General features: G+C 43.6%; 18 protein-coding genes. All 18 read right to left on the reverse strand.

Features of this window, described 5'->3' with window-relative positions:
• Positions 1 to 6 precede the first annotated feature (6 nt).
• On the reverse strand, positions 7 to 1,140 hold the full coding sequence (locus BMZ58_RS05340) for a Gfo/Idh/MocA family protein (RefSeq protein WP_075035639.1): 1,134 nt from the start codon (positions 1,138 to 1,140) through the stop codon (positions 7 to 9).
• A gap of 13 nt (positions 1,141 to 1,153) precedes the next feature.
• The gene (locus BMZ58_RS05345; protein ID WP_167360028.1) at positions 1,154 to 1,816 is read right to left on the reverse strand and encodes a YesL family protein; all 663 of its coding nucleotides are present in this window, start codon (positions 1,814 to 1,816) and stop codon (positions 1,154 to 1,156) included.
• A gap of 32 nt (positions 1,817 to 1,848) precedes the next feature.
• Complete coding sequence (locus BMZ58_RS05350; RefSeq protein WP_075035516.1) at positions 1,849 to 2,679, reverse strand: sugar phosphate isomerase/epimerase family protein; 831 nt, start codon at positions 2,677 to 2,679, stop codon at positions 1,849 to 1,851.
• A gap of 145 nt (positions 2,680 to 2,824) precedes the next feature.
• Positions 2,825 to 4,831 carry a Sip1-related alpha-galactosidase gene (locus BMZ58_RS05355; protein ID WP_075035517.1) on the reverse strand — a complete coding sequence of 669 codons (2,007 nt, stop codon included), beginning with the start codon at positions 4,829 to 4,831 and terminating at the stop codon, positions 2,825 to 2,827.
• A complete protein-coding gene (locus BMZ58_RS05360; protein ID WP_075035518.1) occupies positions 4,812 to 6,116 on the reverse strand; it encodes an amidohydrolase family protein in 1,305 nt (434 codons plus the stop codon). The genes BMZ58_RS05355 and BMZ58_RS05360 overlap by 20 nt, the downstream gene beginning before the upstream one ends.
• A gap of 38 nt (positions 6,117 to 6,154) precedes the next feature.
• The gene (locus BMZ58_RS05365) at positions 6,155 to 7,459 is read right to left on the reverse strand and encodes an ABC transporter substrate-binding protein (protein WP_075035519.1); all 1,305 of its coding nucleotides are present in this window, start codon (positions 7,457 to 7,459) and stop codon (positions 6,155 to 6,157) included.
• Positions 7,460 to 7,577: 118 nt separating this feature from the next.
• Positions 7,578 to 8,474, reverse strand: a complete 897-nt coding sequence (locus tag BMZ58_RS05370) for a carbohydrate ABC transporter permease (protein WP_208601399.1) — start codon at positions 8,472 to 8,474, stop codon at positions 7,578 to 7,580.
• Positions 8,471 to 9,364 (reverse strand): carbohydrate ABC transporter permease, encoded by an 894-nt coding sequence (locus BMZ58_RS05375; RefSeq protein WP_075035520.1) that lies wholly within the window; start codon positions 9,362 to 9,364, stop codon positions 8,471 to 8,473. Before BMZ58_RS05375 ends, BMZ58_RS05370 begins: the two co-directional genes overlap by 4 nt.
• A gap of 25 nt (positions 9,365 to 9,389) precedes the next feature.
• Positions 9,390 to 10,403: a LacI family DNA-binding transcriptional regulator gene (locus BMZ58_RS05380; protein WP_075035521.1), complete on the reverse strand. Its 1,014-nt coding sequence runs from the start codon at positions 10,401 to 10,403 to the stop codon at positions 9,390 to 9,392.
• A gap of 342 nt (positions 10,404 to 10,745) precedes the next feature.
• Positions 10,746 to 13,169: an alpha-mannosidase gene (locus BMZ58_RS05385; RefSeq protein ID WP_075035522.1), complete on the reverse strand. Its 2,424-nt coding sequence runs from the start codon at positions 13,167 to 13,169 to the stop codon at positions 10,746 to 10,748.
• Entirely contained in the window at positions 13,145 to 16,306 is a 3,162-nt protein-coding gene (locus BMZ58_RS05390; RefSeq protein WP_075035523.1) for an FAD-dependent oxidoreductase, read from the reverse strand. Before BMZ58_RS05390 ends, BMZ58_RS05385 begins: the two co-directional genes overlap by 25 nt.
• A gap of 53 nt (positions 16,307 to 16,359) precedes the next feature.
• Positions 16,360 to 17,436 carry a Gfo/Idh/MocA family protein gene (locus tag BMZ58_RS05395; RefSeq protein ID WP_075035524.1) on the reverse strand — a complete coding sequence of 359 codons (1,077 nt, stop codon included), beginning with the start codon at positions 17,434 to 17,436 and terminating at the stop codon, positions 16,360 to 16,362.
• A 50-nt stretch (positions 17,437 to 17,486) separates the two neighbouring features.
• Complete coding sequence (locus tag BMZ58_RS05400; protein ID WP_075035525.1) at positions 17,487 to 18,455, reverse strand: ROK family protein; 969 nt, start codon at positions 18,453 to 18,455, stop codon at positions 17,487 to 17,489.
• Positions 18,452 to 19,087 carry a D-sedoheptulose-7-phosphate isomerase gene (locus BMZ58_RS05405; RefSeq protein ID WP_075035526.1) on the reverse strand — a complete coding sequence of 212 codons (636 nt, stop codon included), beginning with the start codon at positions 19,085 to 19,087 and terminating at the stop codon, positions 18,452 to 18,454. Before BMZ58_RS05405 ends, BMZ58_RS05400 begins: the two co-directional genes overlap by 4 nt.
• Before the next feature lie 20 nt (positions 19,088 to 19,107).
• Positions 19,108 to 19,905 carry a DeoR/GlpR family DNA-binding transcription regulator gene (locus BMZ58_RS05410; RefSeq protein ID WP_075035527.1) on the reverse strand — a complete coding sequence of 266 codons (798 nt, stop codon included), beginning with the start codon at positions 19,903 to 19,905 and terminating at the stop codon, positions 19,108 to 19,110.
• The gene (locus BMZ58_RS05415; protein ID WP_075035528.1) at positions 19,902 to 21,218 is read right to left on the reverse strand and encodes a four-carbon acid sugar kinase family protein; all 1,317 of its coding nucleotides are present in this window, start codon (positions 21,216 to 21,218) and stop codon (positions 19,902 to 19,904) included. The genes BMZ58_RS05410 and BMZ58_RS05415 overlap by 4 nt, the downstream gene beginning before the upstream one ends.
• On the reverse strand, positions 21,215 to 21,868 hold the full coding sequence (locus tag BMZ58_RS05420) for a class II aldolase/adducin family protein (RefSeq protein WP_075035529.1): 654 nt from the start codon (positions 21,866 to 21,868) through the stop codon (positions 21,215 to 21,217). Before BMZ58_RS05420 ends, BMZ58_RS05415 begins: the two co-directional genes overlap by 4 nt.
• Before the next feature lie 9 nt (positions 21,869 to 21,877).
• On the reverse strand, positions 21,878 to 23,905 hold the full coding sequence (locus tag BMZ58_RS05425; protein WP_075035530.1) for a YyaL domain-containing protein: 2,028 nt from the start codon (positions 23,903 to 23,905) through the stop codon (positions 21,878 to 21,880).
• Positions 23,906 to 23,909: the final 4 nt, after the last annotated feature.

Genomic DNA, 23,909 nt, shown 5'->3' on the forward strand with positions numbered 1-23,909 from the left:
TACTAATCATGAAGGGACGTTTACCCATCCACCGGTTTCATCCGATTCTTCCACTGCTGCCAATACAGCCTGGTTTTTTACTCCATCCTCAAAATCCGGGTAGTCTTTCTTGTCCTGGTACAACCCTTCTAGAAAAGAATGGAATAAATTAATAAATGTATGCTCATAGCCGATGATGTGTCCTGCCGGCCAGTAGGCTCCAGCATATGGATGGATTTCTTCTGTACAGTTGATCGTACGGAACCCTTGCAAGCCTTCCTCATCTTTAGCAAGGTAAACATCAAGCTTATTCATATCCTCCATGTTCCAGCGAAGGGAACCATTTTCTCCATTGATTTCAAATTCGTTTTTGTTTCTATTTCCACCTGCAAACCTGGTTGCCTCAAAGGTCCCAAGAGCTCCGTTCTCAAAGCGGCACAAAAAGGCGCAGGCATCGTCGACGGTGACCTCACCAACACTTGAAAAGTCTGACGAGGCACTTAATCCTCCGGACATTTCCCCAATGGGTCTCTCTTTAATGAAAGTTTCTTTTGTGCCGACAAGTGATTGGATCTCCCCTGCCAGAAAACGGCCTAAATCGATGCTATGGGCTCCGATATCCCCCAAAGCCCCTGAACCTGCCACTTCTTTCTTTAAACGCCAAATGAGCGGAAAGTCTGGACTCATAATGAAATCCTGAAGATAGCGGGCGCGAAAATGATAAATGCGTCCTAACAGCCCTTCCTCGATCAGCTTCTTGGCATACTGCACAGCTGGAGCATAACGGTAATTATGGCAAATCAAATGCCCGACATTATGTTCTTTAACCGCGCTATACATTTCCTTTGCTTCCTCCAATGTGAGTGCAAGCGGTTTTTCTGTAATGATATGTTTGCCAGCTTTGGCAGCCGCAATGGCGATTTCTGCATGAGTATGGTTCGGGGTAACGATATCAATGACATCGATGTCCTCTCTCGCTATTAATTTTCTCCAATCCGTTTCGTAAGACTCCCATCCCATCTTTTCAGCTGCTTCTTTCACGGATTCTTCTTTTCTGCCACAAATCGCCTTAAGAACAGGGGTAGTGCTTACATCGAAATAAAAGGGTAAATCCCTATAAGCATGACTATGAGCTTTTCCCATAAATTGATACCCGACCATACCTATTCTGATTTCACGTTTCACTCCACCATTTCATCCTTCCTTGAATTGCAGTTTTTTTGTTCCGTGGCTTTTTATTTTGATTCAATAATTTTTGGAAAGTCGGTAATGTAATCATCAGCCATAAATAGGCGATACCACTTCCGAAGAAGAATAAGTATAAGCCTGGAGACTTACTCATCAAAAAATAGATGCCATAGGCAAGGAAGAGCATTAATAAACCTCTAAACGGAGCTGAGAAAGAAGTTAAAATGGCGACCTTTAAATATTGGTACCATTTAAACTCATGATGGACATAGAGAGGAAAGAAATAGGCTGCAGCCATACAGTAGAAGGCCGAAAGGATATATAGAAGCAGCTGAAGAATTTGCTGGTCCTCTCCAAATTGATAGATAAACAAATCAACATATAGAATATAACCGATAAGCACAAACCCCGCTCCCGCACCATTTGTCCTCCAGAATTCTTTTTTATAAAAAAACCAGAACTCTTTGATGAGGGATGAGCCAAGATTACCTTTCATCCACTTTCTCATTACAGCAAACATAGCAATTGTCGAAGGGAAAACTCCAAAAACAACTGCCCCTACCACTATGAAAAACAGCCAGAGTAAATTGATGGCAGCCAGTTTCATAATGATGGAAGACACATAGGCCAGTCCATTTTTCCATCCCATTGTCATCAGCCCCTTTTCTTAGATGTTCTAGGTCATAAAGAAACACTCAGCTTGTCTTGAACGAAGTCCCGACATACAGCCAGACTCTCATACGGTGTGCTTGTTGTTTGATCAATTTCAACAGTAAGCCACCCTCCATAATCGATATCTTTTAAAAAATGGACAATTTCCTTTAGCTCATCGCTGAGCGTTCCTAGTCCCAGCTCACAAAAAATAGGCATCTGCTCGTTACCTTCTAAGATTGGAAAAGTTTCGGAATCCGCGAACTCTGGAGAGATGTCCTTCAAGTGAACGTAGGCAATTCTATCCTGGTATTTCTTTATTACTTCCAATGGATTCATTCCCGCCTTGGCCAGATGGGCTGTGTCTGGACAGAAAAACACATATTCTGGATCTGTTAATTCCATGATCATGTCCAGCTCGGACTCATTTTCGATTTCAGTACCAATGTGCGGGTGGAGGCAGGCTTTCACCCCCAGCTCGGAGCATTTTCTAGCTGCCTGATTAATCGTTTCGGCTGCAATATGCAATTCCTCTAATGTTGTACCATCTTCATTCCTTGGTCCAGCCGGTCCAAGGATGATCCTGTCTCCTCCGGCGGCAGCTATAAATCTAGCAACCTGCGCATTACGCTCAATTATATATTCACGTTTGGTCAAGTCTGTGAATCTCCCTCCTCCATAAAGAGCAGAAAGTTCAAAACCATATTCATCTAATAAACCATTGAACTTGTCAATATCTTTTTCATAAGCCAGTGCCAAATGGGTGAACGTCTCACACGCTTGATACCCAAGCTCGGAAGCTTCCTTTAATCCTTTTAACAAGTCCTCTCCCCAGGTGATGAGGTGGCAAGAAACCTTCATTGTATTTCACGCTCCTCTTAACTATAGTGTTATTTCCACAACAGGCGACGATTCGTAGTCAGAACAATCCAGAACATAAAGAACAGATTGAGGGTTTTGGGGTCGTACGATTTCTCCATTTATTTTCACAGAATTCGGGACATGCTCAGCAATAAACCCAAACTCTCCCCCCCTCTTTCACCCTTACAGTCAAATGCTTTTCATTTCGATATAATTCTTCAAACGTGGCAGGCGAGATATACTTATCTATCAACCCGATCGGTGTTATAGTTTGATGCGGTAAAAAGAAATACAGGTCTGCTTCCTCTTGATGGAGTGTGATTTCCTTCTCGTCACTGTTCTTCATTTCAAAAACGTTTCTGCGGTTATAATCAAAAACCCAATAGAACCCAGAATTACAGAGGTCGATGATAGAAGGAGAAATTACGTCATTCAGCATTTCTGCATCCTTATTAACATGGAATAAAGTGAGAATCCCCACTTCTCCCACATTATTTTGCACCTTCAATAGTGTATTTTCCCCTACCGGGCTGCTCATCAATGTATCTTGAGTAGGTTTTCCGGGTGAATCGCATCGTATGATTTTTCCATCCCTATATATAAGTGGCCAAATTAAATCTGGATCTGTCTTTCCTACTGGGTCACTTGTATAGATCGGGCCTCCACTGACAGCTCTTAATAGGGCATGACGCTTAGCATCCTTATGCTGCGTCCAAAACATGTCCCAATCCCCATAATAAAGTTCTCCATGCCATAGGGAGTTATAAGTATTCTGCAGGGCATGCTCCGAAAAACCTGCAGGGTCATCCGGGACAAAATCGTCACTGCTACGGGATATACTGGAGATTGGGCGATTCCATACATTCTCCTGGGCCATTCCCATACAGTTGATGACTGTATGATTGAAGTGTATTCCAGTGGAGGCTTCCAATGCCTTATGAGTTTCTTGGGATGATAGACCAATCGGCATATGGTACCTCATAAAATTATTAATTCCACTTTGGGCGTCGACCTTCACAAAGTCTATTCCCTGGGCTTTTAAATAATTGTGCCACGCATCCCAGAAACCAAATCCACGCTGTTTATCAGGATAAGGGATCAGTTTGCGGCTTCTAGTTTCATAGAGGGTTTGACTCATATCTTTGGCTAACTCACTGTCCGGGTCTATGCCGCCCCAATAGCCGGCAAGCGTATGCCATACCCCTACAGAGTGAACACCAAAGTCCTGTTTCAGACAGGAAACAACTTCTTTCAATCCTCCCGGAAACTTTTCTGGGTCTGCGGAAAAAGCGGCCAGGCGTTCCTCCTTCACTTCCGACCATCCATCGTCAATCAGCATCCATTTAGCCGGAATCTTTTTATCTTTTAATTCTTCTGCTTTCTTTAATACACCATCGGCATGAACTTCTTTATAAAAAGCATCCCAACTGCACCAGCCAAAGTAATCGAGCTGGGATGGGTAAGTACGTTCAGAAATAGTCTTGAAGGAACGGCCCTTTCTTGCGATTGCCGATGTCATTTGTTCGGTTAATGTAAATGGGTTGTCCTTCACTCCCAACATAAACATTGGAAACTTACCGTAATCCCTGCCATTTTCATAAGAGGAAACAGTAATTTCGCAGCCATCCTCCGTTCCCTGAATTTCTGATTTCACCACATCATCCGGCAATGGAAGCCAGCCCAAGTAGTCCTCCTCCACCTTCCACAAGAGAGACTGAGTCCTTGGCGGCAGGTTCCGAATGTCCTTTTGGAAATGAGGACGTGTCCACCAATCTTTATGAAGATAATGAGCGACCAATCCTTCTGGTTCCGTCCAATGATCCAGCTTGATCGTTACCCCTCCCTCCGGTGTGAGAGAAGGATTTTTCGCAAACAAACGTTCACAATGGAGCTCAACTTCTCCATATGCCTTAATGGACCATTCGTAAACATAGAAGGATAATGTGAAGCTTGCTATCTCATCTTTTTTATATCTGTATTCAAATAACTTGTAAGGGCCATGGTCATCCAACCCCTCCGAAATATGTTCATTAACCTGTTCTAAAGGTAGTTGTTCCCCAGTATCTACCTTCACCACAACCCGCAAGCTTTCCCATATAGGAGTCTCCTTGAACATCAGGGGTAGGGATCCATTATTTACTAATCGAAACATGATTTCCCTCCCTTAACTGAGAAGAGTACTTCATATTTAAGTTATATAAATCTATTAAGTTATCGCGTAAAATATAATCTGCAAATTCACATGCATCCTCTTCTGTCATATCGCCATGTTCTATTTTTGAAATTAGCACTTCGCTCAAGATTCGTCGTGCCAGCTTAGCATGTGCATATGTGCCCTCCACCTGGCTGTAGTCTCCGCCAAATCCAATAATTTTAGATTGTGGAACCATTTCAATCATCTTAAACAGCATATCCCTTGTTGCTGTTGGTGAAATGATATAGCACCATGTTAAGTCGCCGTATACATTCGGAAAATTTTTAACAATGGATAAAAACTCATCGTAATAAGGATAGCCCCCATGCAGAAGAACGAAATTTGCTTCTTTGTATTCCAGTAATAATGGAACCAAATCCGTCACCTTCGAATTGGTGAGGATATTTCCATTCATAGAAACACTCGGCTCCTGATGGCCGGTATGAATTTGGATTGGCATATGGAACTTAATAGCCTGTTGGATTAAGTGGTGGATCAGATAATCCTGAAGAGGTTTGGCCTCTTCAGGTGCCAGACTTTCTTTCAAATGAAAGGTCTTCACTCTATTGAAAGCGTAAGAAGCTTCGTTAGCGGTAGGTTTATCCACCCTCAGGGACCGCCAATAAGCAGCCCCGATTTTGATGGATACCATCCCTTCTTTCACATAACGCTCAATAATTGCATCCATTGCCTTTAAAAGATCCTCGAACTCATAAATTCTGTTTCCCCATTGTTTTTCCAATGCTTCAATATTTGCTAGCGAGGTGATGTTAAATGTATGGTCCATAAACATCACTGGACGAAACAGTTCAAAGTCCACATTCGTAGAAAATATTAAGGTGAAAGCCAGGTCAATACCGGCTTTATCCTTTAGCACATACCGGTAGTGGTCAGGGTCGTAGGTCGCTTTCTTCACTTTTTTATTCAGTTCTAGAATACCTTCCACAGACCAATCCTTCATGCCGTATAAGTCCTCAACAGACCAGCGAAGCATTTGTGCATAAGTGGTATTTTTGGTCTTATGCCAATACTTCAAAAACAGCTCTGCCCTTTCTCTGTCAGACATGCTATGACCATCTTCAAAGAAGGACGGGTCTAAGCCTGCTGTAATAAGGTCTGACCTCACATAGTGCAACAGATCAAAGAAGTCTGCATCCATTTTCTTTCGTTCTGAATGCGGTATCAAGTGTTCATGTCCATCAATTATGCGAATATTCTCTATATACTGCGTAATAGAATTCAATTACAAATCCCCTTTAAAGACAGTATCCCTATGTCTTTTTACTCTATTTCAATTTCCGGATATCCGTTTGCTACCGATTTCTTGAATTTTTCAATTGCTTGTTCATAGGACTGTCCCCCGTCTATCGCGGAAGATGCCGCATCATAAAATAGTGTTGAGATGTCATTGTTATTCTCTCCTGCTTCGTGGGCAGGAACATCTTGAACAAGATCATAGTATTGCTCTAGAATTTTCTGCTCACCGAAAAATTCGTGTGTATAGGAGTCAAGATTCTCCTCATAAACGGAAGTCAATGCTGGCATATTTCCGGTTTCTTCAAGGTTCTTGTTCTGCCATTCCTCACTGGAGATATAGCGGACAAATTCATACGCGAGCTGCTTATTATCAGACCCTTCATAGATGGAACGGTACGTACCGCCTTCATAATAACCGCTCGGAGTTTTGGCAATTCCATATTTCCCTTCGGCCTTTCCATCCTCATTATCAATCATGAAACCACCCCAGGCAGGCATCGCAAACATAATGACACCACCTTCGTTTAAAGCGTCACCCCATCCTCCTGAAAAATAACCAAGCTTAGCATCAACATTGTTTTCTCTGATTTGTTTCATATTATTGAAAATATCTTTCCAGGCTGGGTCAACCACTAATTTGCCATCCTGTACCCATTGTTCCTGGTGCTGTTTCTCTGTATTAAATACGTCACCATAGTGGGAAAGGAGATTTACTTCTCCGTCACTTTCTTCATACACCTTCTGGCCAAGTTCAATGATCTTATCCCAGCTTGATACCATTTCCGATATCTCCTGTGGATCATCTGTTCCTAAATATTCCTTTGCTAAATCTCTGTGGTACCAGAATGCTCCTGGAGAAGAGTGGTCGGAAATGGCACGCACATCACCATTTTCACCAGTACCCAGTTCTTTAACATATTCTACCTGTCCTTCCACCAGCTCATCGGCACCCATATCAGACAAGTTGGCCACAAATTCCTGATTAATAAATTTCCCCATATAACTCCGTTCCAGATCAAAAATATCAGGCACATCGGTTCTACTCTGAATCGCTGTCATTAATTTCGTCTGATACTGATCCCCAGGAAAAACTTCCACATTCACATCCACATTTGGATATTTCTCTTCAAAACTCTCAGCCATTCCTTCAACACCGCCGAAGAAGGTCCAGATATCCAACGTCCCTTCAAAATCCTCTGGTTCCATATTTTCATTATTCATTTCCTCACCGTTGTTACTACCTGCTTCTTCGCTATCACCCGAGCACCCAGCAAGAACACCAATGATCAAGACAGAAAACATCATGATAAAAGTAAAACTTTTTCGCATTTCATCGTCCTCCTAAATGAATGTAATGGTTAAAACCTTCTCTAAATTTCACAGCAAAAGTTTTTAGTGGATGTCCCTGGGTAACGCCCCCCTTCAGGTCATTAATGACAGAATTTCTTTACTGTTTAAGCGCTCCAGCCATAACATTTCCGATGATTTTTTTCGATGCAAGTGCGAACACAATAATGATCGGTACAACAGAAATGGCGATTCCGACATATTGAGCTCCATAGTCCACACTGAATTGGTTCCTTACACTGGCAATCATTACAGGCAACGGTTGAAGACTGTTATCAAATAGAATAATCATTGGCTGCAAAAATTCATTCCATTTCCCGATAAATAAAAAGATTCCTAATGTCGCAATGGCGGGAGTCATCAATGGTAAAGCAATACGGTGGAAGATTTGAAGCTCATTACATCCGTCTATCCGTCCCGATTCAAGTAACTCTTTCGGTACAGCTGAATCAGCCACCTGTTTAAGAAAAAACAGTCCGAAAGCGTTATTGGCAGCCGGCACTATTAACGGCCAGTAAGTGTTGATCAAGCCGAACATATTCATAAGCTTGAAAAAGCCTATAATACCCAATTGACCAGGAATCATCATGGTTGCTAATACAAAGGCAAACAACGGACCATTCCATTTGAAATTAAATTTTGAAAAGCCGTAACCACTGAGAGCGGAAAAGTATAATCCGATCGCCGTAGCACTTACTGTGATAATCAAACTGTTCAAAAAGCCTCTCCAAATCGGTACTACATCGACAAGTCTTTGATAATTATCAATCAGATGACTTCCAGGAGTCAGGAGCAGCTTACGTGTGATATCAGCATTAGCGTGAGTAGCGGTAATCATCATACTGTAAAAAGGGAGAAGACAAATGCCTGCCGCCAAAATGAGCAATATCCAAATGATAATTTTGGCTAAAAAACTTTTCCGCTGATTTCTTCTGATTTCAGAGTCATGCTGTTCTTCGGACCTGGACGCCATGGCTGAGATAGAATTGTTCCTCAACTTACTCCCTCCTTCTTTTCTCGAATTTTAGTCATCCACATGGAAAATGCTGTCGCTACCGCGATGAGAACGAATATTCCATAGGCAATAGCCGCACCGTATCCGTATTCGTACCTGACAAATGCTGCTTCGTATAAATGCATAACCATAGTTAATGTAGAATTCTCAGGACCTTTTCCGATCATAAGCGGCTGGTCGAAGATCTGCATCCCGCCGATGACGGAGGTAATCATGGTAAAGATAAGGACAGGTCTCAATAGTGGAAGCGTGATTTTGATAGCAGTTTGGAACTTGTTCGCTCCATCGATTTCAGCGGCCTCATATAAATCTTCAGGAATTGACTGAAGCCCTGCCAGGAAGACAAGCATGTTAAAACCAAACCATTGCCACATCAATATCGAGGCGACAATCAACTGTGCAAGAAATGGACTGTTAAACCAGTTCACAGGGTCGTCCACAATCCCAAGCGCCATGATAATCTTGTTGGCGCTCCCGTTCTGCCAATCAAAAATCAAGGCAAACAGAACACCCATCGTGACCGGTGTAACCATATTCGGGAAATAGAATATGGCGTGGAAAAGATGTTTACCCCTAATGAACTTTTCATGAAGTATGAGCGCTAACGTTAGAGCGATGGTAAGCTGGGGGATGATTGACAAAATCCAAATCACCAGCGTGTTATAGATCGATTTAAAAAACAGTGTATCTTGAAGCAGCCGCTCGTAATTGGCCAACCCTACAAAGGATGGAGTGTCAAAACCGCTCCAGTCTGTGAAACTTAAATAGAAAGAATATAAGATTGGACCTAAATCAAAAATAAAAAAGACAAGGAAAAAAGGTGCGATAAACAAATATCCGTACCGGCTTTTATCAATTTTTCCTGCAAACATTCGGCGGACATCTCCCTTCTATCATTTAAAGTAAATTCATACATGAATCGCGGACTACTAGATTCGGTTCGATTAATCTCCTTCCTTGGAGCGGGGCTTCTTTATTTTTCATTTTTTTGACAAGTCCCTCTGTTGCTTCAATTCCTATTTGATATAATGGCTGCTTAACAGTTGTAAGCGGAGGATAGACCCAGCTTGAGACTTCAATATCGTCAAACCCGGCGATAGAAAAATGTTTTGGAACACGGAATCCTAGTTCATGGGTACAAAGCAGAGCACCAATAGCTGTCTCATCATTGGATGCAATAACCGCAGTCATCCCACCTTTATTGATCAGCTCACTCATCGCTTTGTAACCACCTTCTTTCGACCAGTCTGATGGAACAATCCAGGAAGGTTGAAGTGTTAAACCAAGTTCCTTCAGGGCTTTTTTATAACCTGTGATCCTCTGGGAGGTAGCGGAGAATTCATCTGGTCCCGCTATGAAGGCAATCTCTTTATGTCCGATACGATTCAAATAATGAACAATCTCTTTAATCCCGTGTTCGTTATTGACATCGACGGATAAAAGACCATGATCTCTTATCCCCTCTCCTCCATCACCGATCAGGGCGACCGGCATGGATAAATCTTTGATTTTCTCAAACAACTCCGGCGAGCGCTTTAAAAAGCTGATGAGAATCAACCCATCCACCTGACGTTCATGAGCAAGGTTCAAAAAACCAAATTCTCCCTGTCGATGAGAGACCCCGTTATAATAAACACATTGGTAGTTATGGAGATTAGCCACTTTTTCTATCCCTCTTAAAATACCAGAGTAAAAGTTATTGGAGATATCATCTACCACTACCCCTATGGTTTGGGTACTGTTTTTCACTAGCCTCCTGGCATTAACATTCGGATGATAGCCGAGCTCTTTGATTGCTGCTTTCAACGTTTCTTCTGTACGTTTTTTTACAGGCTGTCCATTTAAATACCGAGATACGGTACTCTTAGATGTTTTAGAAAGCCTGGCTACATCATGTATCGTCGGGTTCACCTTCCCCACTCCTTCTACAAGTTATGCAAGCGCTTTCCCGAAACTTAAGAATTGAACCGCTCCCACTTTACCTGTCATTTATTAAAAACCCTTTTGTTCCAAAAAAGTCAGGATATGAGAGCGGTTGTATATATAATTCTATCAAGTTGAAATGGTGTATAATTGGAACGTTCCCATTTTATTAAATCGCTTACATAATAAGTTACCTTACCATTAGAAGATTTTCAATAGCTTTTATCAAAAAAGTCTGAAAAATATTGACGAAATCCACAATAAAGCACATAAACACCCCATGAAACCTTAAATATTTATTATGAATTATCACTCATCCACCAGAACTCCTCATTCTTCCCATTCAAGCATGTTTGTTTCCACAACTGGACCGGAGGAATCCTCAGGTACCCGGAAGGTTTTGATTTCACATGCGCCGATTGAAGTCGTAAACTTGCGATCGAGAGCAGGCAAAGTAATGGTTACCTCTGTTTCCTGTTTATTCGTTTCATAAAAACGCACTATGGTGTCCCCATTGTCTTCTGCCTTTTTCATAGCACTGACCACGACATTTTCTTTGTCTACTTTAATAAAAGAATTCACTTGTGGCAGCTCTCCCTGATGATAGGTTTCAAGTAAAGCGGTCGGACGTTGATTCAGCTCATAAGCATGTTTGACCGTTCCCGCTTGCTCCCAGCTGTCAACATGGGGAAGCAATGTGTACTGGAAGTGTTGAATGCCATGATCGATGAAAGAATAATAGCCGTCTGGTTCTGGAACTAATGGGTCATGATGGGCATAGATGGGACTTCTGAGCACGGTGATATTCATCTCATTTCCATCGACATCGTAACTATATTTCGCATCATTTGCGATACTTAGCCCATATCTTCCCCCCGTTTCTTTTATCGTTCCCGAAACATCTATCCAGCTTTGGCCGGGTTGTTCTTCTCCATTGGTTTCCCTGACAGCATGACCATATGGTATCTCGTACGTCGCCCTTCTATGGGTGACATTCACAGGAAACTTCAACTTAAGGGTTCGGAATTTCTCTCTCCAGTCCACGCTCACCTTTACATCAACATGATCAAGATCCTTATACATCGTGAAATCCTGGACAAAGTGAGATCGCCCATATTCGCTGATGACGCGCACGACTGACTTCACAGGACCATGTTCTACGCGCTTTATGCTCACTGGCTTGAACTCCCCGACAACATCAGCGTACCTGATGACATCATGGGACCATGTATCACTTTCATCCTTAATTACCACAGGGCGTGCTGCTTCGCCTGCAAACAATTCAAATTGCTCCTCTTTATCATAAAGACTACTGATAAACCCTGTCTTTGGATTGATTTCCAGACGGTAGCGATCATTTTCAAGCGAATAATCATCAGCTTTAATCGCAAGTGTTTCCACTCGTTCTTTATTGGACCTTATTTTATACACACGATATCCCATAGAAGGAATATCCGCTATGAAGCTTATACGGTTACGACCCTTCGCAGTAGCTTGGGATTGGACAACCTGGACAGGAATTTCATTTCCCTTTTCGTCTGTTAAAAATTGATCTTCTTTTAACCTTGTATATTCCAGTTCTATAGATGTTTTCACATCCCAGGAGTGAGGGTTGAACACAACGACTGGTGTCATTCCCTCTTCTTGTTCGATATCTATCGCCCAGGCAAGAGATTGTACCGCATAGTTCAGTCCGCGATCTCCAATGGTCATCGCTTCTCCATGCATGTTTCTCGCATCTTCATAAGCTTGTTCAATACTCGTCCCTGCAAGTATGTCATGGAATTGATTAAACAGCACATCTTTCCATGCCTTTCCATAATCACTAGGGTAAGGCTGTCCGGCCACGTTTTTTGCAATAACGGAGAATTTCTCAGCAGCTCCTAATAAGTTTTCTGCTTCTCTGTTCCATTTTTTCACAGGGGAATGGACAGAATAGCAGCCTTTCGCATGATTTTGCAGGTCATGGTGGACGACAGGAAGCTCAGGATCTTCTCCTTTAATTTTATTGAAAAATTGATCAGGGGAACTGAACACCAGGTTAGGTGTATCATCCGATGCATTAAGATTTTTGATGCTTTCAATGTTCTCAATAGTCGGGCCACCTCCGTGGTTGCCCACACCATAAAAGCTCATTAAATCATTGACTGGTTCTTTTATTTCCTGAGCGCACCTGTGCACATGTTTTTCTAAATCCTTGCCCCATGTAGTATATTCAAAAGGAATTTGGAAGGTCATCACACGAGAGCCGTCATCAGATTCCCACCAGAAAAGCCTTCCAGGCAATCCTTTCTCATGAGGTCCTGGGCGCATGAATACATAATGATCCATCCCGCTTTTCTTGAGAATTTGCGGAAGCATCCCAGCATGGCCAAAGCTATCAACGTTATAGCCTGTCTTCGCGGTGACTCCGAATTTTTCATTGAAGTAATGCTGTCCGTATAACCCTTGTCTTACAAATGACTCGCCACTTGGAATATTACAGTCAGGCTGCAACCACCAGCCGCCGCAAATCTGCCAGCGTCCTTCCTGGATGCGTTCTTTTATTTCCTCAAACATTTCAGGGTGGTTATTCTCTACCCATTCATACATAACTGCCGAGCTTGAGGTAAAAACAAAATCGTCATATTCCTTTAATCGGTCAAGAGCTGACCTGAACGTTGCTTTCGTTTCTTGAAATCCTTCCTGCCATTGCCATAACCAGACAGGATCTAAATGAGCGTTACCAATCATGTGGAGAGTCTTCTCTTCCATAATAATCCTCCTCGAGTGTTTGAGATGTCGTATTGATGATTTACTTCTACATAGGACTTCCATTCTGGGACATGCTTTCCAAAGTCTTCGCCAGTCAACCTTCGTAAATAAGTATGGGCCTGGTCGGCAAGCAAACTGCGATAATCTGACAAATAATCGATAAGGATATGAAGTCCCTGGCTGCTTCCACAAACGGCAAGAGCCCTACCAATCGCGAGCTCCAGCATCGCCTGTCTTTCTTTAAAGTAATCAGGTTCCAGTGCTCTAGTTCTCATTTGATTACGAATGGTCTCATGACGGTGAAGGCTTTCCAATACCGGAATACACTCAGGACGGGCGAGCCGTTCAGCTCCATCACAGAGTGCATCTATATAATAGAATGTTCCTTTATACATATCCTTCAAATTCCCCTCGCTTGGTTCGACCCATTCAGCAACCTTCCGCCAGACAGCGATACTGCGTTCATCTTTCGTCAGAGCAAGTGCGTACATTAAATAAACGACATCCGGCATAGCTCCTTGATCAGGAGGAAGCTGTGTGTGCCGGATAAAGCTCGATCTTTTGGGAAGCACTCCACCGGAAAGTTCCTTTTCAATCTCTTTGATTAAGACAGGTACCGCATCTTTCGAACCATACATAGCCAAGGCTTTAGCCAAAAGAACCTGTCTATTGATCTCACCTTTTTCTACAGCTTGGTTTAGTGCCCTTTGTAAATAAGGAAGGACCCTTGGCCCTGCTGTACACACCTCTACAAAAGGAATTCTTTCTTTATAAACATCATCCATTTCCATATCCGCATAAGAGTATAGCGGCATCTCTCCGTTCAATTCCCCGACAAGCCTTTCCAGTTCCTCATCGGTATAGGTCTTTTCTTCAATCGAACGATCGGTAACTCCCTCCGGTAAAACATCTTCAACTACGAGCCTTGACTGTAAATGTTTCCGGTCAATCTCATGAGGAAGACAGTCATTTCTTACTGCCTGAACCGCTGCCAGAGCTGCCACTCCTCCGAGGTTTTCTAAATCCGCCTGCATCCGTATGGCTGCAAAACCGTCGTGGGTCGCCGATATAGCTTTTCCAACCACCAGAATTCCTGTTAAGTTCTTCGGTAATAGCGCCCGGTAAGGAACTTCTATTTCCAAATTAGGTGGAATCAGTCCTATATTCATCCAGGAGGACCCACTTTTACCCTTCATATCATGGTTACTGAAATGAATGTTCACGACATCCTCCCATTGCCTGTGCTTCAACTGATCCGTAAGTGTCAGTACCACTTCCCCAAAGATATGCCGTGTCTCTCTGGAGGCAACATAAATACCGTGATCGTGACAGTCCCTGTTCCGTTTTCTCCTGCGGCCTTCCATTATAGCCCTTGTATAATCCTCAATATCAGAGACCTTTACCATACTGGTGAAGTTATTCTGACTTTTCCCTGGTTTGGCGAATTGAGCAAGCGAATACCACATGACAATCTGATCGGTTTCAGAACCATAGACGTGCTCCGCGCCGGCAAATGCGGCTATATCACCGTCCCCAGTAGCATCGATAACCACCTTTGCTTTAATGGCAAAAACTCCCCATTTAGTAGCGACGACGACCCCTTTTACTTGTGTCCCATCCATAATGGTGCCGATAGTTGTCGCATACAAATAAGTTTTCACACCGGCCTTTTCTGCTTCATTAAGCAAAGTGTACATTTTGGCTTCGATGTTCCATTTTGTACTTTTATGATTAATACGGTCATGGACCTCTTGTAACCATTCGGAAATACGGACATTAAACCCACCTTTTCGTCCAAACCAATAACTGTCCACAGCCCCATAAGTAGCCGTGCCTCCAAGACCAGGGTTCATATCAAGAAGAACCGTTTCCACCCCTTCTTTGGCAGCGGTAATCGCCGCGTTCGCACCACTGGTTCCCCCGCCGACTACTAATACATCCGTTTCTTGTAATACAGGAACAGCTTTACCAGGCACCTCGCACGTTGGATATTCCCGGCCTTCACGAGGACTTCCCCCTTCTCCTATGTGGATATCATAGGAGAAGGGCTCCCGGTTCGGTTCGACTGATGGTGTACATGGAGTTAAAAGTTCGTCCCAGACCGCGACAAGCTCGGAAGCAAACGCTTCACCTGTTTTGCAAGCAGCTACTGGACTTTCGAATAGACCAGGAGCTGAAAATTCGTTCAAATACCAGATGTCCAAATCATAGGTGACAAAGTCGTTTAGCGGAACGCCTAAGACCCTATTTTCTAGAAACTTCTGTCCTCCACTCCTCCATGATTCGCATTTTCGTTTAGCGACAGAGAGAGAGTGAAGTTCGTAGGAAGATCCAGCCAGATAGGCTCTCTTAAAAGCAGGGTGCGACTGAATCAAATAAGAAGCTAAATCCATAGCGATATGTCGGGATGCGATTTCTTTTTCCATGGCATTATCGATAGCTAGACTGGTTCTGTCATAGGGAAAAACAAGTTCAAATTCCAGGAAGACGTGACTATCATTCAAATACCCACGATGAAGGTGAACCGTGTTGTTATGAATACCTAAGGACTTCGGGACAGATATTTCAACTGCAGTTGAACCTTCTGCCCGGTACATTTCAATAGTCTTCCTATATACCGCTGGACCGGTGTCTGACTCTTCTCCTCCCTCCATGAATTCCCGAAGGAGTCCGGAGCTTTCCGCACCAATCACTACATCTGCCTGGATGATCTGCCTGCCTGACTTATTCCCTATAATTAGCTGCCTTTTCCCATATGTCTGAATCAAATCAATTGGTTGACTTGCATAGAGAACCGATACATTTTCTTCTACTAAAAGGTCTTCCAAATGTCGTTTAACCTGATCTAAATAAAGACCTGTCTCACCTGCTGAATCAGCAGCTTTCTCAAACAACCCCTTTGTCCATTTAGATAGATTCCCTATGTCCCGTGTTTGGACCCAGGGTCGCAGGGTCGCACACATATCTGTCCCAAGGTATGTCCTGGATTCGACGAGGGCGACCTTTTTTCCAGCTTCTGCAAAACGTCTTGCTGCTGTAACCCCAGCAAATGTACCTCCAATGATGACAGCATCTACATCATATAAAATTGGAAGGCTTTTGGAAGATAGATATATCTCGCTTTTCTGTTGAACCAAACAATCACCCTTCCTTCTCGGGAACGTTCCCGTTTATGGAAAATAAAAAAGAATCAAAACTGCTTATGCATTTCTAGTAACTCTGGCCTCTCTATCGATCCGGTTAAGTGATAATGCTTTTCTTCTTCAGAGGCGATATGAATACCATGCATAATTTCCAAAACGTGATACGACAAATCGCTATTTGCACGATGATCCCTGCCTTCAATAATCGTTTCAGCCATATCTGCAAGACCAACGCCCCGGCTGTTGCTTGTGTACCCATGAGTAAGGGGCACATCATGAAACTCTTTTTCATCTTTACGCCGGAATTTTACTGGCCCGCCAAACGTGTTGGGGTCCGGTACACATAACGTGCCAGTCTCGCCGTAGATTTCGATTCGTGGCAAATTATTGCCCCAGGAATCAAAGCTTGTAACAAGAGAAGCTACAGCTCCATTTTCAAAATCCAGGACGCCAGCAATGTGGGTAGGGATTTCTACTGAAATTTTCCTGCCTTCAGGGGTCACTCGCTCCTTAAATGAGGTACTGGCTGAACCTGTTACTCGTTTAATAGAACCCATCATTGCAACGAGGGCCGTAAGGTAGTATGGACCCATATCAAACATCGGACCACCGCCTACCTGATAAAAGAAGTCCGGGTTCGGGTGCCAAGCCTCTACACCGCTGCTCATGAAAAAGGCGTTGGCTGCCACCGGTTCCCCAATCCATCCGTCCTCAATAAGCTTGATACACGTCTGAATTCCGCCGCCAAGAAATGTATCCGGTGCCCCTCCAACTTTCAACCCTTTCTCTTTCGCCTTCTCGATTACTTTCTTGCCATCAGACAAAGAAATGGCCAACGGTTTCTCTACATAGACATGCTTCCCTGCTTCCAGTGCTTGCAGACTGACTTCTGCATGTACGGATGGAATCGTTAAATTCAAGACAAGATCGATTTCCCGGTCGTTCAGTAATTCATCCACCGTATACACGTTAGGAACATTAAATTCAGAAGCTTTCTCTTCGGCGTTTTCCATTTTCAAATCTGCCACCGCGTATATATCCAATGACGAAAAATGCTGGCAATTCGTTAGATAAATAGTACTGATATTGCCACATCCAATAATTCCAACCTTTAATTTCCTCATCCTTATTCTCCTCCCCGTACGTATGATACCGCTTTCAAATTTCTTCTTTTCTATTTTTCTAAGGCCATCATTGCTACAGAAAAGCTCGCATAATCACCGATACTTTCCCCAAGGCCCGCCGGGATGATTTCACAAACGGATAAAGATAAACCAATCGCTTCTTTTTCTAATTCCTCCCGCAGAAGTGGTTCCAGGAGGCTCTGCTGGCGTCCGAAGATGCTTCCGATTATCACTTTTTCAGGGTTCAGAATATCAATCAATATAGAGACGCCTCTTCCTAATTCTTTTCCCACCACCCGGAACACATCGTTCGCAGTTTCATCTCCCGCCTGTGCTGCTTCTCCGACCTTTTTTGCCGTTATATTCCTTAACTCATTATAATTTTGACAAAAGGCAGGTTTCTCACCTAGTTGAAGAGCTTCCTCCGCCTTTTTCCGGGCAAGCCGAGCGATACCTCCGCCGCTGCAGAATCCCTCAAACGACCCAGCCTTGCCAAAACCGACCGGTCCATCGTTCTCCAAACGGATATGACCTGCTTCACCAGCTAAATCATTGGTACCTGAGTACAATTGGCCGTTTAAAATCAGTCCAGCTCCCATACCTGTACCAAATGTAAGGAAAATCATGTTAGTTGTCCCTTTTCCTGCTCCCCACCTCCACTCAGCCATCGCTCCTGCGTTTGCATCGTTTTGGAGGGCAACCGGGATTTGAAAACGCTCCTCCAGTTTCGCAACAATTTCTATATTGTCCCAGTCAGGCAGGTTGGGAGGTGAAAGAATGATACCATCACGACTGTTCAGTGGGCCTCCACAACTGATTCCAACAGCATCTATACCAGAAAGCTTGTGTTTTAGTTTAAGATTGTTCACTTCATCTATTAGTCTATCAATAACTTGATCGGGAGTGCCAGAGGTAGGAAACCTGACCTTTGAGAGAATTGTTATTTCGTCTCCCTCTAAGACAGCGAGGGAGGCTGCACATTTAGTTCCACCAATATCAACCCCTGCGAGAATAGTCATTCGTTAAAAAACTCCTTTTCTAAAATAATGCAGAGCGAGTGATAGATCGGGAGATGACGTTCCTGTACGTCCAGAGTTTCTGTCCACGGAACACGAATAGTTACATCACAGATTTCTTTCATTTCCCCTCCGCTTTCCCCTGTCAATCCTATTGTCCGTAACCCCATAGCCTTCGAGACTTTTAAAGCATTGACAACATTGGCTGAATTTCCAGAGGTACTGATACCTATTACCATATCTCCCGCTTCTCCATAACCATATACCTGCTGGGCAAAGACCATTTCAGGGGTGACATCATTAATAAAAGCTGTGCTTAGGGCAGAGTGACTCGCAAGGGAAATCGCTGGAAGCCCCTGTTGTAAGTTTTGAGCGAGAAATTCCCCATTCTCTGGAAAGGCTTCCTTCAGTTCTTTTTCAAACAAGGAATCGACGGGTCGCTTCAAGGTAAAACCCTTCATCAGCTCACCGACAATATGGTCACAATCGGAAGCACTGCCACCATTTCCGCAAAGCAGTGTTTTCTTCCCGCTTTTATATCCTTTAATCAAAAAGTGGGCAGCTTGTTCAATGTCATTTCTGCACACCTCAAGGTCCGGATATTTTCTTAACAACCGCTCCATCTCCTGTTCCATCAAGATCCACTCCTTTCCTTCTAAGAATTTTTTTGTTTGATTTCTTCAACCACTGGTGTAAGTATGACTTCCACCCCTTCGCCTTCGATTTTACGGACGATACTCGGGTCTACTAAATCGCTTGTCACAAGAATATCGACACCACTGAAGGGGGCAAAAGAAACAAGCCCTTCCTTGCCGAACTTGCTGTGATCGGCCAATACTACAATTTTGTTGCCTGCTTCCACCATTGCACGTTTAACCGCCGCTTCATATATATCAAAACTGGTAACCCCTTTTTTCATAGATATAGCAGATGCACCTAAAAACGTGAACGCAGCGTTATAGTTTTTCAACTCTGCTTCTGCCTGCGGCCCCATCATACTCATCGTGTTTTTACGAAGCTTTCCACCAAGCACATAGACATCCGTATCGTTTTTACTACACTCCTCGGCTACATTCATAGCATTGGAAATGACCATAAGTCCCTCTTTATCTTTTAAGCTTCTAGACATATGCCATGTGGTAGAACCTGCATCGATAATAATGATCTGGCGGTCCTCCACTAATTCGGCCGCCCTCTCACCAATTAACTTTTTCTCCAAATAATGTTCCTGCTGCCTTTCCTCAATGGGCATAGGGTCAAACTTGTTTAAATCTTCTAAGATAATGGCCCCACCATAATTCTTTTTCAGGAAATTTTCTTTTTCAAGGTGGCTTAAATCTCTGCGTATGGTCTCTTCTGACACTTGGAATTCTTTTGTTAAATCCGAAGCTTTGACACTTCGTTTGTGGGTAAGAATCTCTTTAATTTTATTTCTTCTCTCGGCTGCTATCATTTAGTTTCCCCCTTTATATATTCTTGGGAAGCCAGATGACGAAAACCCTGTTCAAAAAAGTCTTCCGTTCCGAAGCTCCCTGATTTTAAGATAAATAAGTAGGGAGGTTCTTTATGAGATAAACAAGAAGGAAGACCTGGCTGAATCTCTTTCCATACCCTGAACCCTTTAACCCTAAGCGCTTTACATATTTTAGCAGACGTATCTCCGCCGGCTGCGATGAAGCGGTTCTGTCCTGTATCCTCAAGAACTCTTAATGTCACTTCAGCTAAACGCTCTGAGATCAAGTTGGAGATAGAAGTGCCATCCCACCCTTGTCTTTTCCCTTCCTCCTTCGTTTGTTGAACCTTTTGATAGGCTTGACTGGAATGAAAAATTACATCGCTACCGCTTTTTATATCGCCAATGATTTCCTCGGTCAATTCATCGATCATGGAAGAAGGCTGATCTTTCTTCATAAAGGTCAATGTATCGAACTCGATCGTCTTGTATCCTTTATCCCTCATATAGTTGACTTGATCAATGGTCTGAGGTGTCAGGCTTCCTGCAGTACATAACATCCCTGCCTGTCCTATTCGCTCTGGAAAAGCCAAATCCTCCCCAAGGGTATGATTCTGGGATTTAACTTTCGGTATTTCTTCCCCTAAGGCAGAACTTCCGCACAACACCTTTTCATCTTTGACGGCATAGGCGATTTCTTTAAGATCATCCTGATCAGTGACATCAAGAATGAGATAATTAACGTCTCCGGACGCTTTCACTTTTTGAATTTCGCTCTTCAGCCTTTCTCCGCCTTCCTGGATGATGTCCTCATGGATAGCACCGACTTTCCTATCCGTCTGCTTTCGGAGAATGGAACATAAATTTGATTCGGTCATCGGGTGGACAGGGTCTTGCTTGAATTGCGAATCAGCAAGCGGAATGCCGTGCACATAATGGACGGATTTTTTAGTCAGTCGTCCATTTTTAGGAAAGCCAAGCACCACTATCGCAAATTCTTCCCCCAAAGCATCAAGCATGGCATCAAATTCCGCCCCGATGTTTCCCCTGAAAACAGAGCATGTTTTATTGAAAAATTGATCAGCACCAGCCTTCTCCATCAGTTTCGTCGCTTGAAAAACTTTTTGATAAGCTGCTTCAGCCTTATCCAGCCTGCTGTCTGTATCAAAAATCAGTACATTCGGTCGATGGTTATGCACTTCCTCAATTACCGTAGGAGAATAGCTGTACACATCTGTCTCATAACCGGATGAACTGAACATAATCCCTATATCATTCGCTCCTGTAATGTCATCTGCGATTACACCAATCATTCTGTAACCCACTTTCTTCTAGGCTTATACCCTGCATTTTCAAGAAAATCATTAACAATTCCTTTTTCTAACCCATTTAAATTGAGCTGAGCCGCTCTGGCTTCCACCAGCATACGACAAGCAAATTCCAAGGTTTGCAGAGCCATCCTTGCTTCTTTGACGCTGCTCTCAAACACAAGCACACCGTGATTTTCCAAAAAAAGTATATTTGCCTGTTGCGCTTTTTTACCTACTTCCTCCCCCAGCTCCTCAGATCCCGGATGGGCATACGGTACGCGCGCCACTTTTTCCAAATAATACATGGATTCGACAAAAAGGTCGGAGGGCGGATTGATATCGGAACAAGCGATCAACGTGCTGTAGAACGGAGACGCATGCAGAACTGCCTGTATATCCGGGCGTTGGTTGTAAACAGCTGTATGCATAGGAACTTCCTTCGAAGGTTTCCTGTCAGAGTAGTGGTTCGAGCGGTCCATCGCTACTTCGACAAAGTCTTCGCGGCTCAGTTCCCCCATATACGTGCCACTTGCCGTGATGATGAACTCATTCTCCCCTGTTTTGGCGCTGAGATTCCCAGCATTCCCCCATGCCAGCTGATTGTCCATCATATATCGGCCGACTTTCTGTAATTCTTCAACCTCTGGTCTCATTTAAACACCTCACAGATTTAGCTCTTCTGCAAATTCAGCTGCTTCCTGTGTCGCATACAGAATGACACCGACGGACCAGGCATGAGATAACGTCAACAGCATCCCCTTCGGCTGAAAACAGTTTGTATTGTAATACCGTTCGGTAACCATTCCCTTATAAGCATTAAAATCTCCATCCTCACGTGCAATACACTGTAAGAAACAGGCTAAATTATCTCTCGTCCGATCAAGAAAATAGGAGTCCTCCGTATATTTCCAAAGTCTCAGCATCTCAGGGACACAGAATAGTCCATAATTATGGAGATGTTGATTAGACGGTGATGCCTGATCTGCTCCTCTTGAGCGGAAGTCCAACTGCTTGAGCATGGTATGTTCAGGAAACTCTAAGTTGTACGACCAACGGAATGTCATCATCCATTCAGCTGCTCGACGTGCAAGTTCCAGCCATTTGTTATCAAAGTCACTTTCATATAGTAAAACATAAGAAACTACAGCATTATAGGCATCCTCAGAAGTAGGAGTTAAGTGGACATCTTCTGGGGCTCCATAAATGAATTCGTCAAGGATGAATGATTGATAATAATGTCCAGCCTTCACTGCGGCATCGCGATATACCCGACTGTCAAAGTATTTAGCGCCTTCTAACAATGCTGAAATCCACAAAATTCCTCCAGCACCGTCCCATTCTTCGACCTCACCAGTTTCAGAGTGATAATAAGAGCCGAAATTCCCGTCTTCGCGCTGGCATTTCACGGCAAAATCCAAGTTTGAGCGGACGGCATTTTCCCAGTTGTCATGTGTCTGGCCATGTTCCTTCTCAAAGTGAAGGGCGCGAATCATGAATAGAGATGCTTCAGAAACGGTTCTTGCCTGGAGCCACTTATTATTAGGATTCCAGCCTGTCCCCCAGCCTTTGTCCGCCTTCCACTCTGCCCAGAAAATACCGATAGGAGAGAGCCCTTCCGCTATTTTATCCAGTACATGAACAGCAGCTTTTGTGTAGTTAGTATTTTGTTGATTCCTCCCGTAAGTCAAAAGAGCGTAAGAATAAGGGGCACCGCTGACCCAGCCTACGTGCATGTTGGGCCGATCTCCCTGTCCGCCTACATTCCCATTGAATTCTCGGTCAAAGGCAGCGGTTTCCATTAATATGTGATGTTCATCATCATAGTGCCACTCATAAAGACCGTGAGCAGTCAGTTCGGCTGCCTTTTCCAAATCCACCCACGGGTTTGTTGGATATTTTTCCTGATGCTGTGCGTATATCTCACGGACAAAAGGATCGTAGCTATGCAGGTCGTTGTTGCCTAAGTAAATTTTATAAGAAAGGGTTACTTCTTCCCCTTTTTCCCAGGTATGAGCCGGGCAGTCGGCTGGGTGAGGATCGACAGGACTGTGAAAAGTGATCGGTTCTTCCCGATATGGGTAGTTGATCCAGAGGGATGTTTCTTCTTCATTGCCTCTGAAACCAAGACCGCTCAGCCCGAGCTCAGACATCTCTTCGGTAAAAAGCGCTGCCGAAAAATCATTGTTCCAAGCAAATACCGCCGGAAGAGAGGCTCGATCTGAACGGAAAGCCCAGTAATCGGATTCCAGCCGATCAATATCCCCTCCAGAATAATCATATCTGGGATACATGCGGGTATTGTGGGAGAATCGATTTTCTTTATAAAAAGCCCCAGGAATCAGCCAGGTCGGCTTTCCAGCTCCCAAAAGTTCATATTTGATTTGAAGCCCTGTATCGAGAGTCTCACTGCCGATATATTGAATCTTCAACTTCACATCAAGATAGTCACAGGATCTATTCTTATAATAAACTTGTGTCTCTGCCTTAAAATGCTCCGATTCCCCCTTGAGGGTAAATCCGTCTTCCTCACCCTCCACCAAGGATACAGGCACTTTTTCATTTTCCTTAAGACTTGTCGTTTCCAGTAAAGAGTTCAGTTGCAAGCTGGACCCTGCCCCTTCTAAATCATCAGGGTAAATGTTTATTTTATATCCATCATCTGTTTGCTGGTGCTTAGTTTTTATACTCAAACTC

This window comes from Halobacillus dabanensis (assembly GCF_900114165.1).
In the GTDB taxonomy this organism is placed as follows: Bacteria; Bacillota; Bacilli; order Bacillales; family Halobacillaceae; genus Halobacillus; species Halobacillus dabanensis.

Bases quoted from the DNA above. Each gene is read 5' to 3' on its own strand.
- BMZ58_RS05340 (WP_075035639.1), bottom strand. From the start codon at position 1,140: ATGGTCGGGTATCAATTTATGGGAAAAGCTCATAGTCATGCTTATAGG.
- BMZ58_RS05345 (WP_167360028.1), bottom strand. From the start codon at position 1,816: ATGGGATGGAAAAATGGACTGGCCTATGTGTCTTCCATCATTATGAAA.
- BMZ58_RS05350 (WP_075035516.1), bottom strand. From the start codon at position 2,679: ATGAAGGTTTCTTGCCACCTCATCACCTGGGGAGAGGACTTGTTAAAA.
- BMZ58_RS05355 (WP_075035517.1), bottom strand. From the start codon at position 4,831: ATGTTTCGATTAGTAAATAATGGATCCCTACCCCTGATGTTCAAGGAG.
- BMZ58_RS05365 (WP_075035519.1), bottom strand. From the start codon at position 7,459: ATGCGAAAAAGTTTTACTTTTATCATGATGTTTTCTGTCTTGATCATT.
- BMZ58_RS05375 (WP_075035520.1), bottom strand. From the start codon at position 9,364: ATGTTTGCAGGAAAAATTGATAAAAGCCGGTACGGATATTTGTTTATC.
- BMZ58_RS05385 (WP_075035522.1), bottom strand. From the start codon at position 13,169: ATGGAAGAGAAGACTCTCCACATGATTGGTAACGCTCATTTAGATCCT.
- BMZ58_RS05395 (WP_075035524.1), bottom strand. From the start codon at position 17,436: ATGAGGAAATTAAAGGTTGGAATTATTGGATGTGGCAATATCAGTACT.
- BMZ58_RS05400 (WP_075035525.1), bottom strand. From the start codon at position 18,455: ATGACTATTCTCGCAGGGGTTGATATTGGTGGAACTAAATGTGCAGCC.
- BMZ58_RS05405 (WP_075035526.1), bottom strand. From the start codon at position 19,087: ATGGAACAGGAGATGGAGCGGTTGTTAAGAAAATATCCGGACCTTGAG.
- BMZ58_RS05410 (WP_075035527.1), bottom strand. From the start codon at position 19,905: ATGATAGCAGCCGAGAGAAGAAATAAAATTAAAGAGATTCTTACCCAC.
- BMZ58_RS05415 (WP_075035528.1), bottom strand. From the start codon at position 21,218: ATGATTGGTGTAATCGCAGATGACATTACAGGAGCGAATGATATAGGG.
- BMZ58_RS05420 (WP_075035529.1), bottom strand. From the start codon at position 21,868: ATGAGACCAGAGGTTGAAGAATTACAGAAAGTCGGCCGATATATGATG.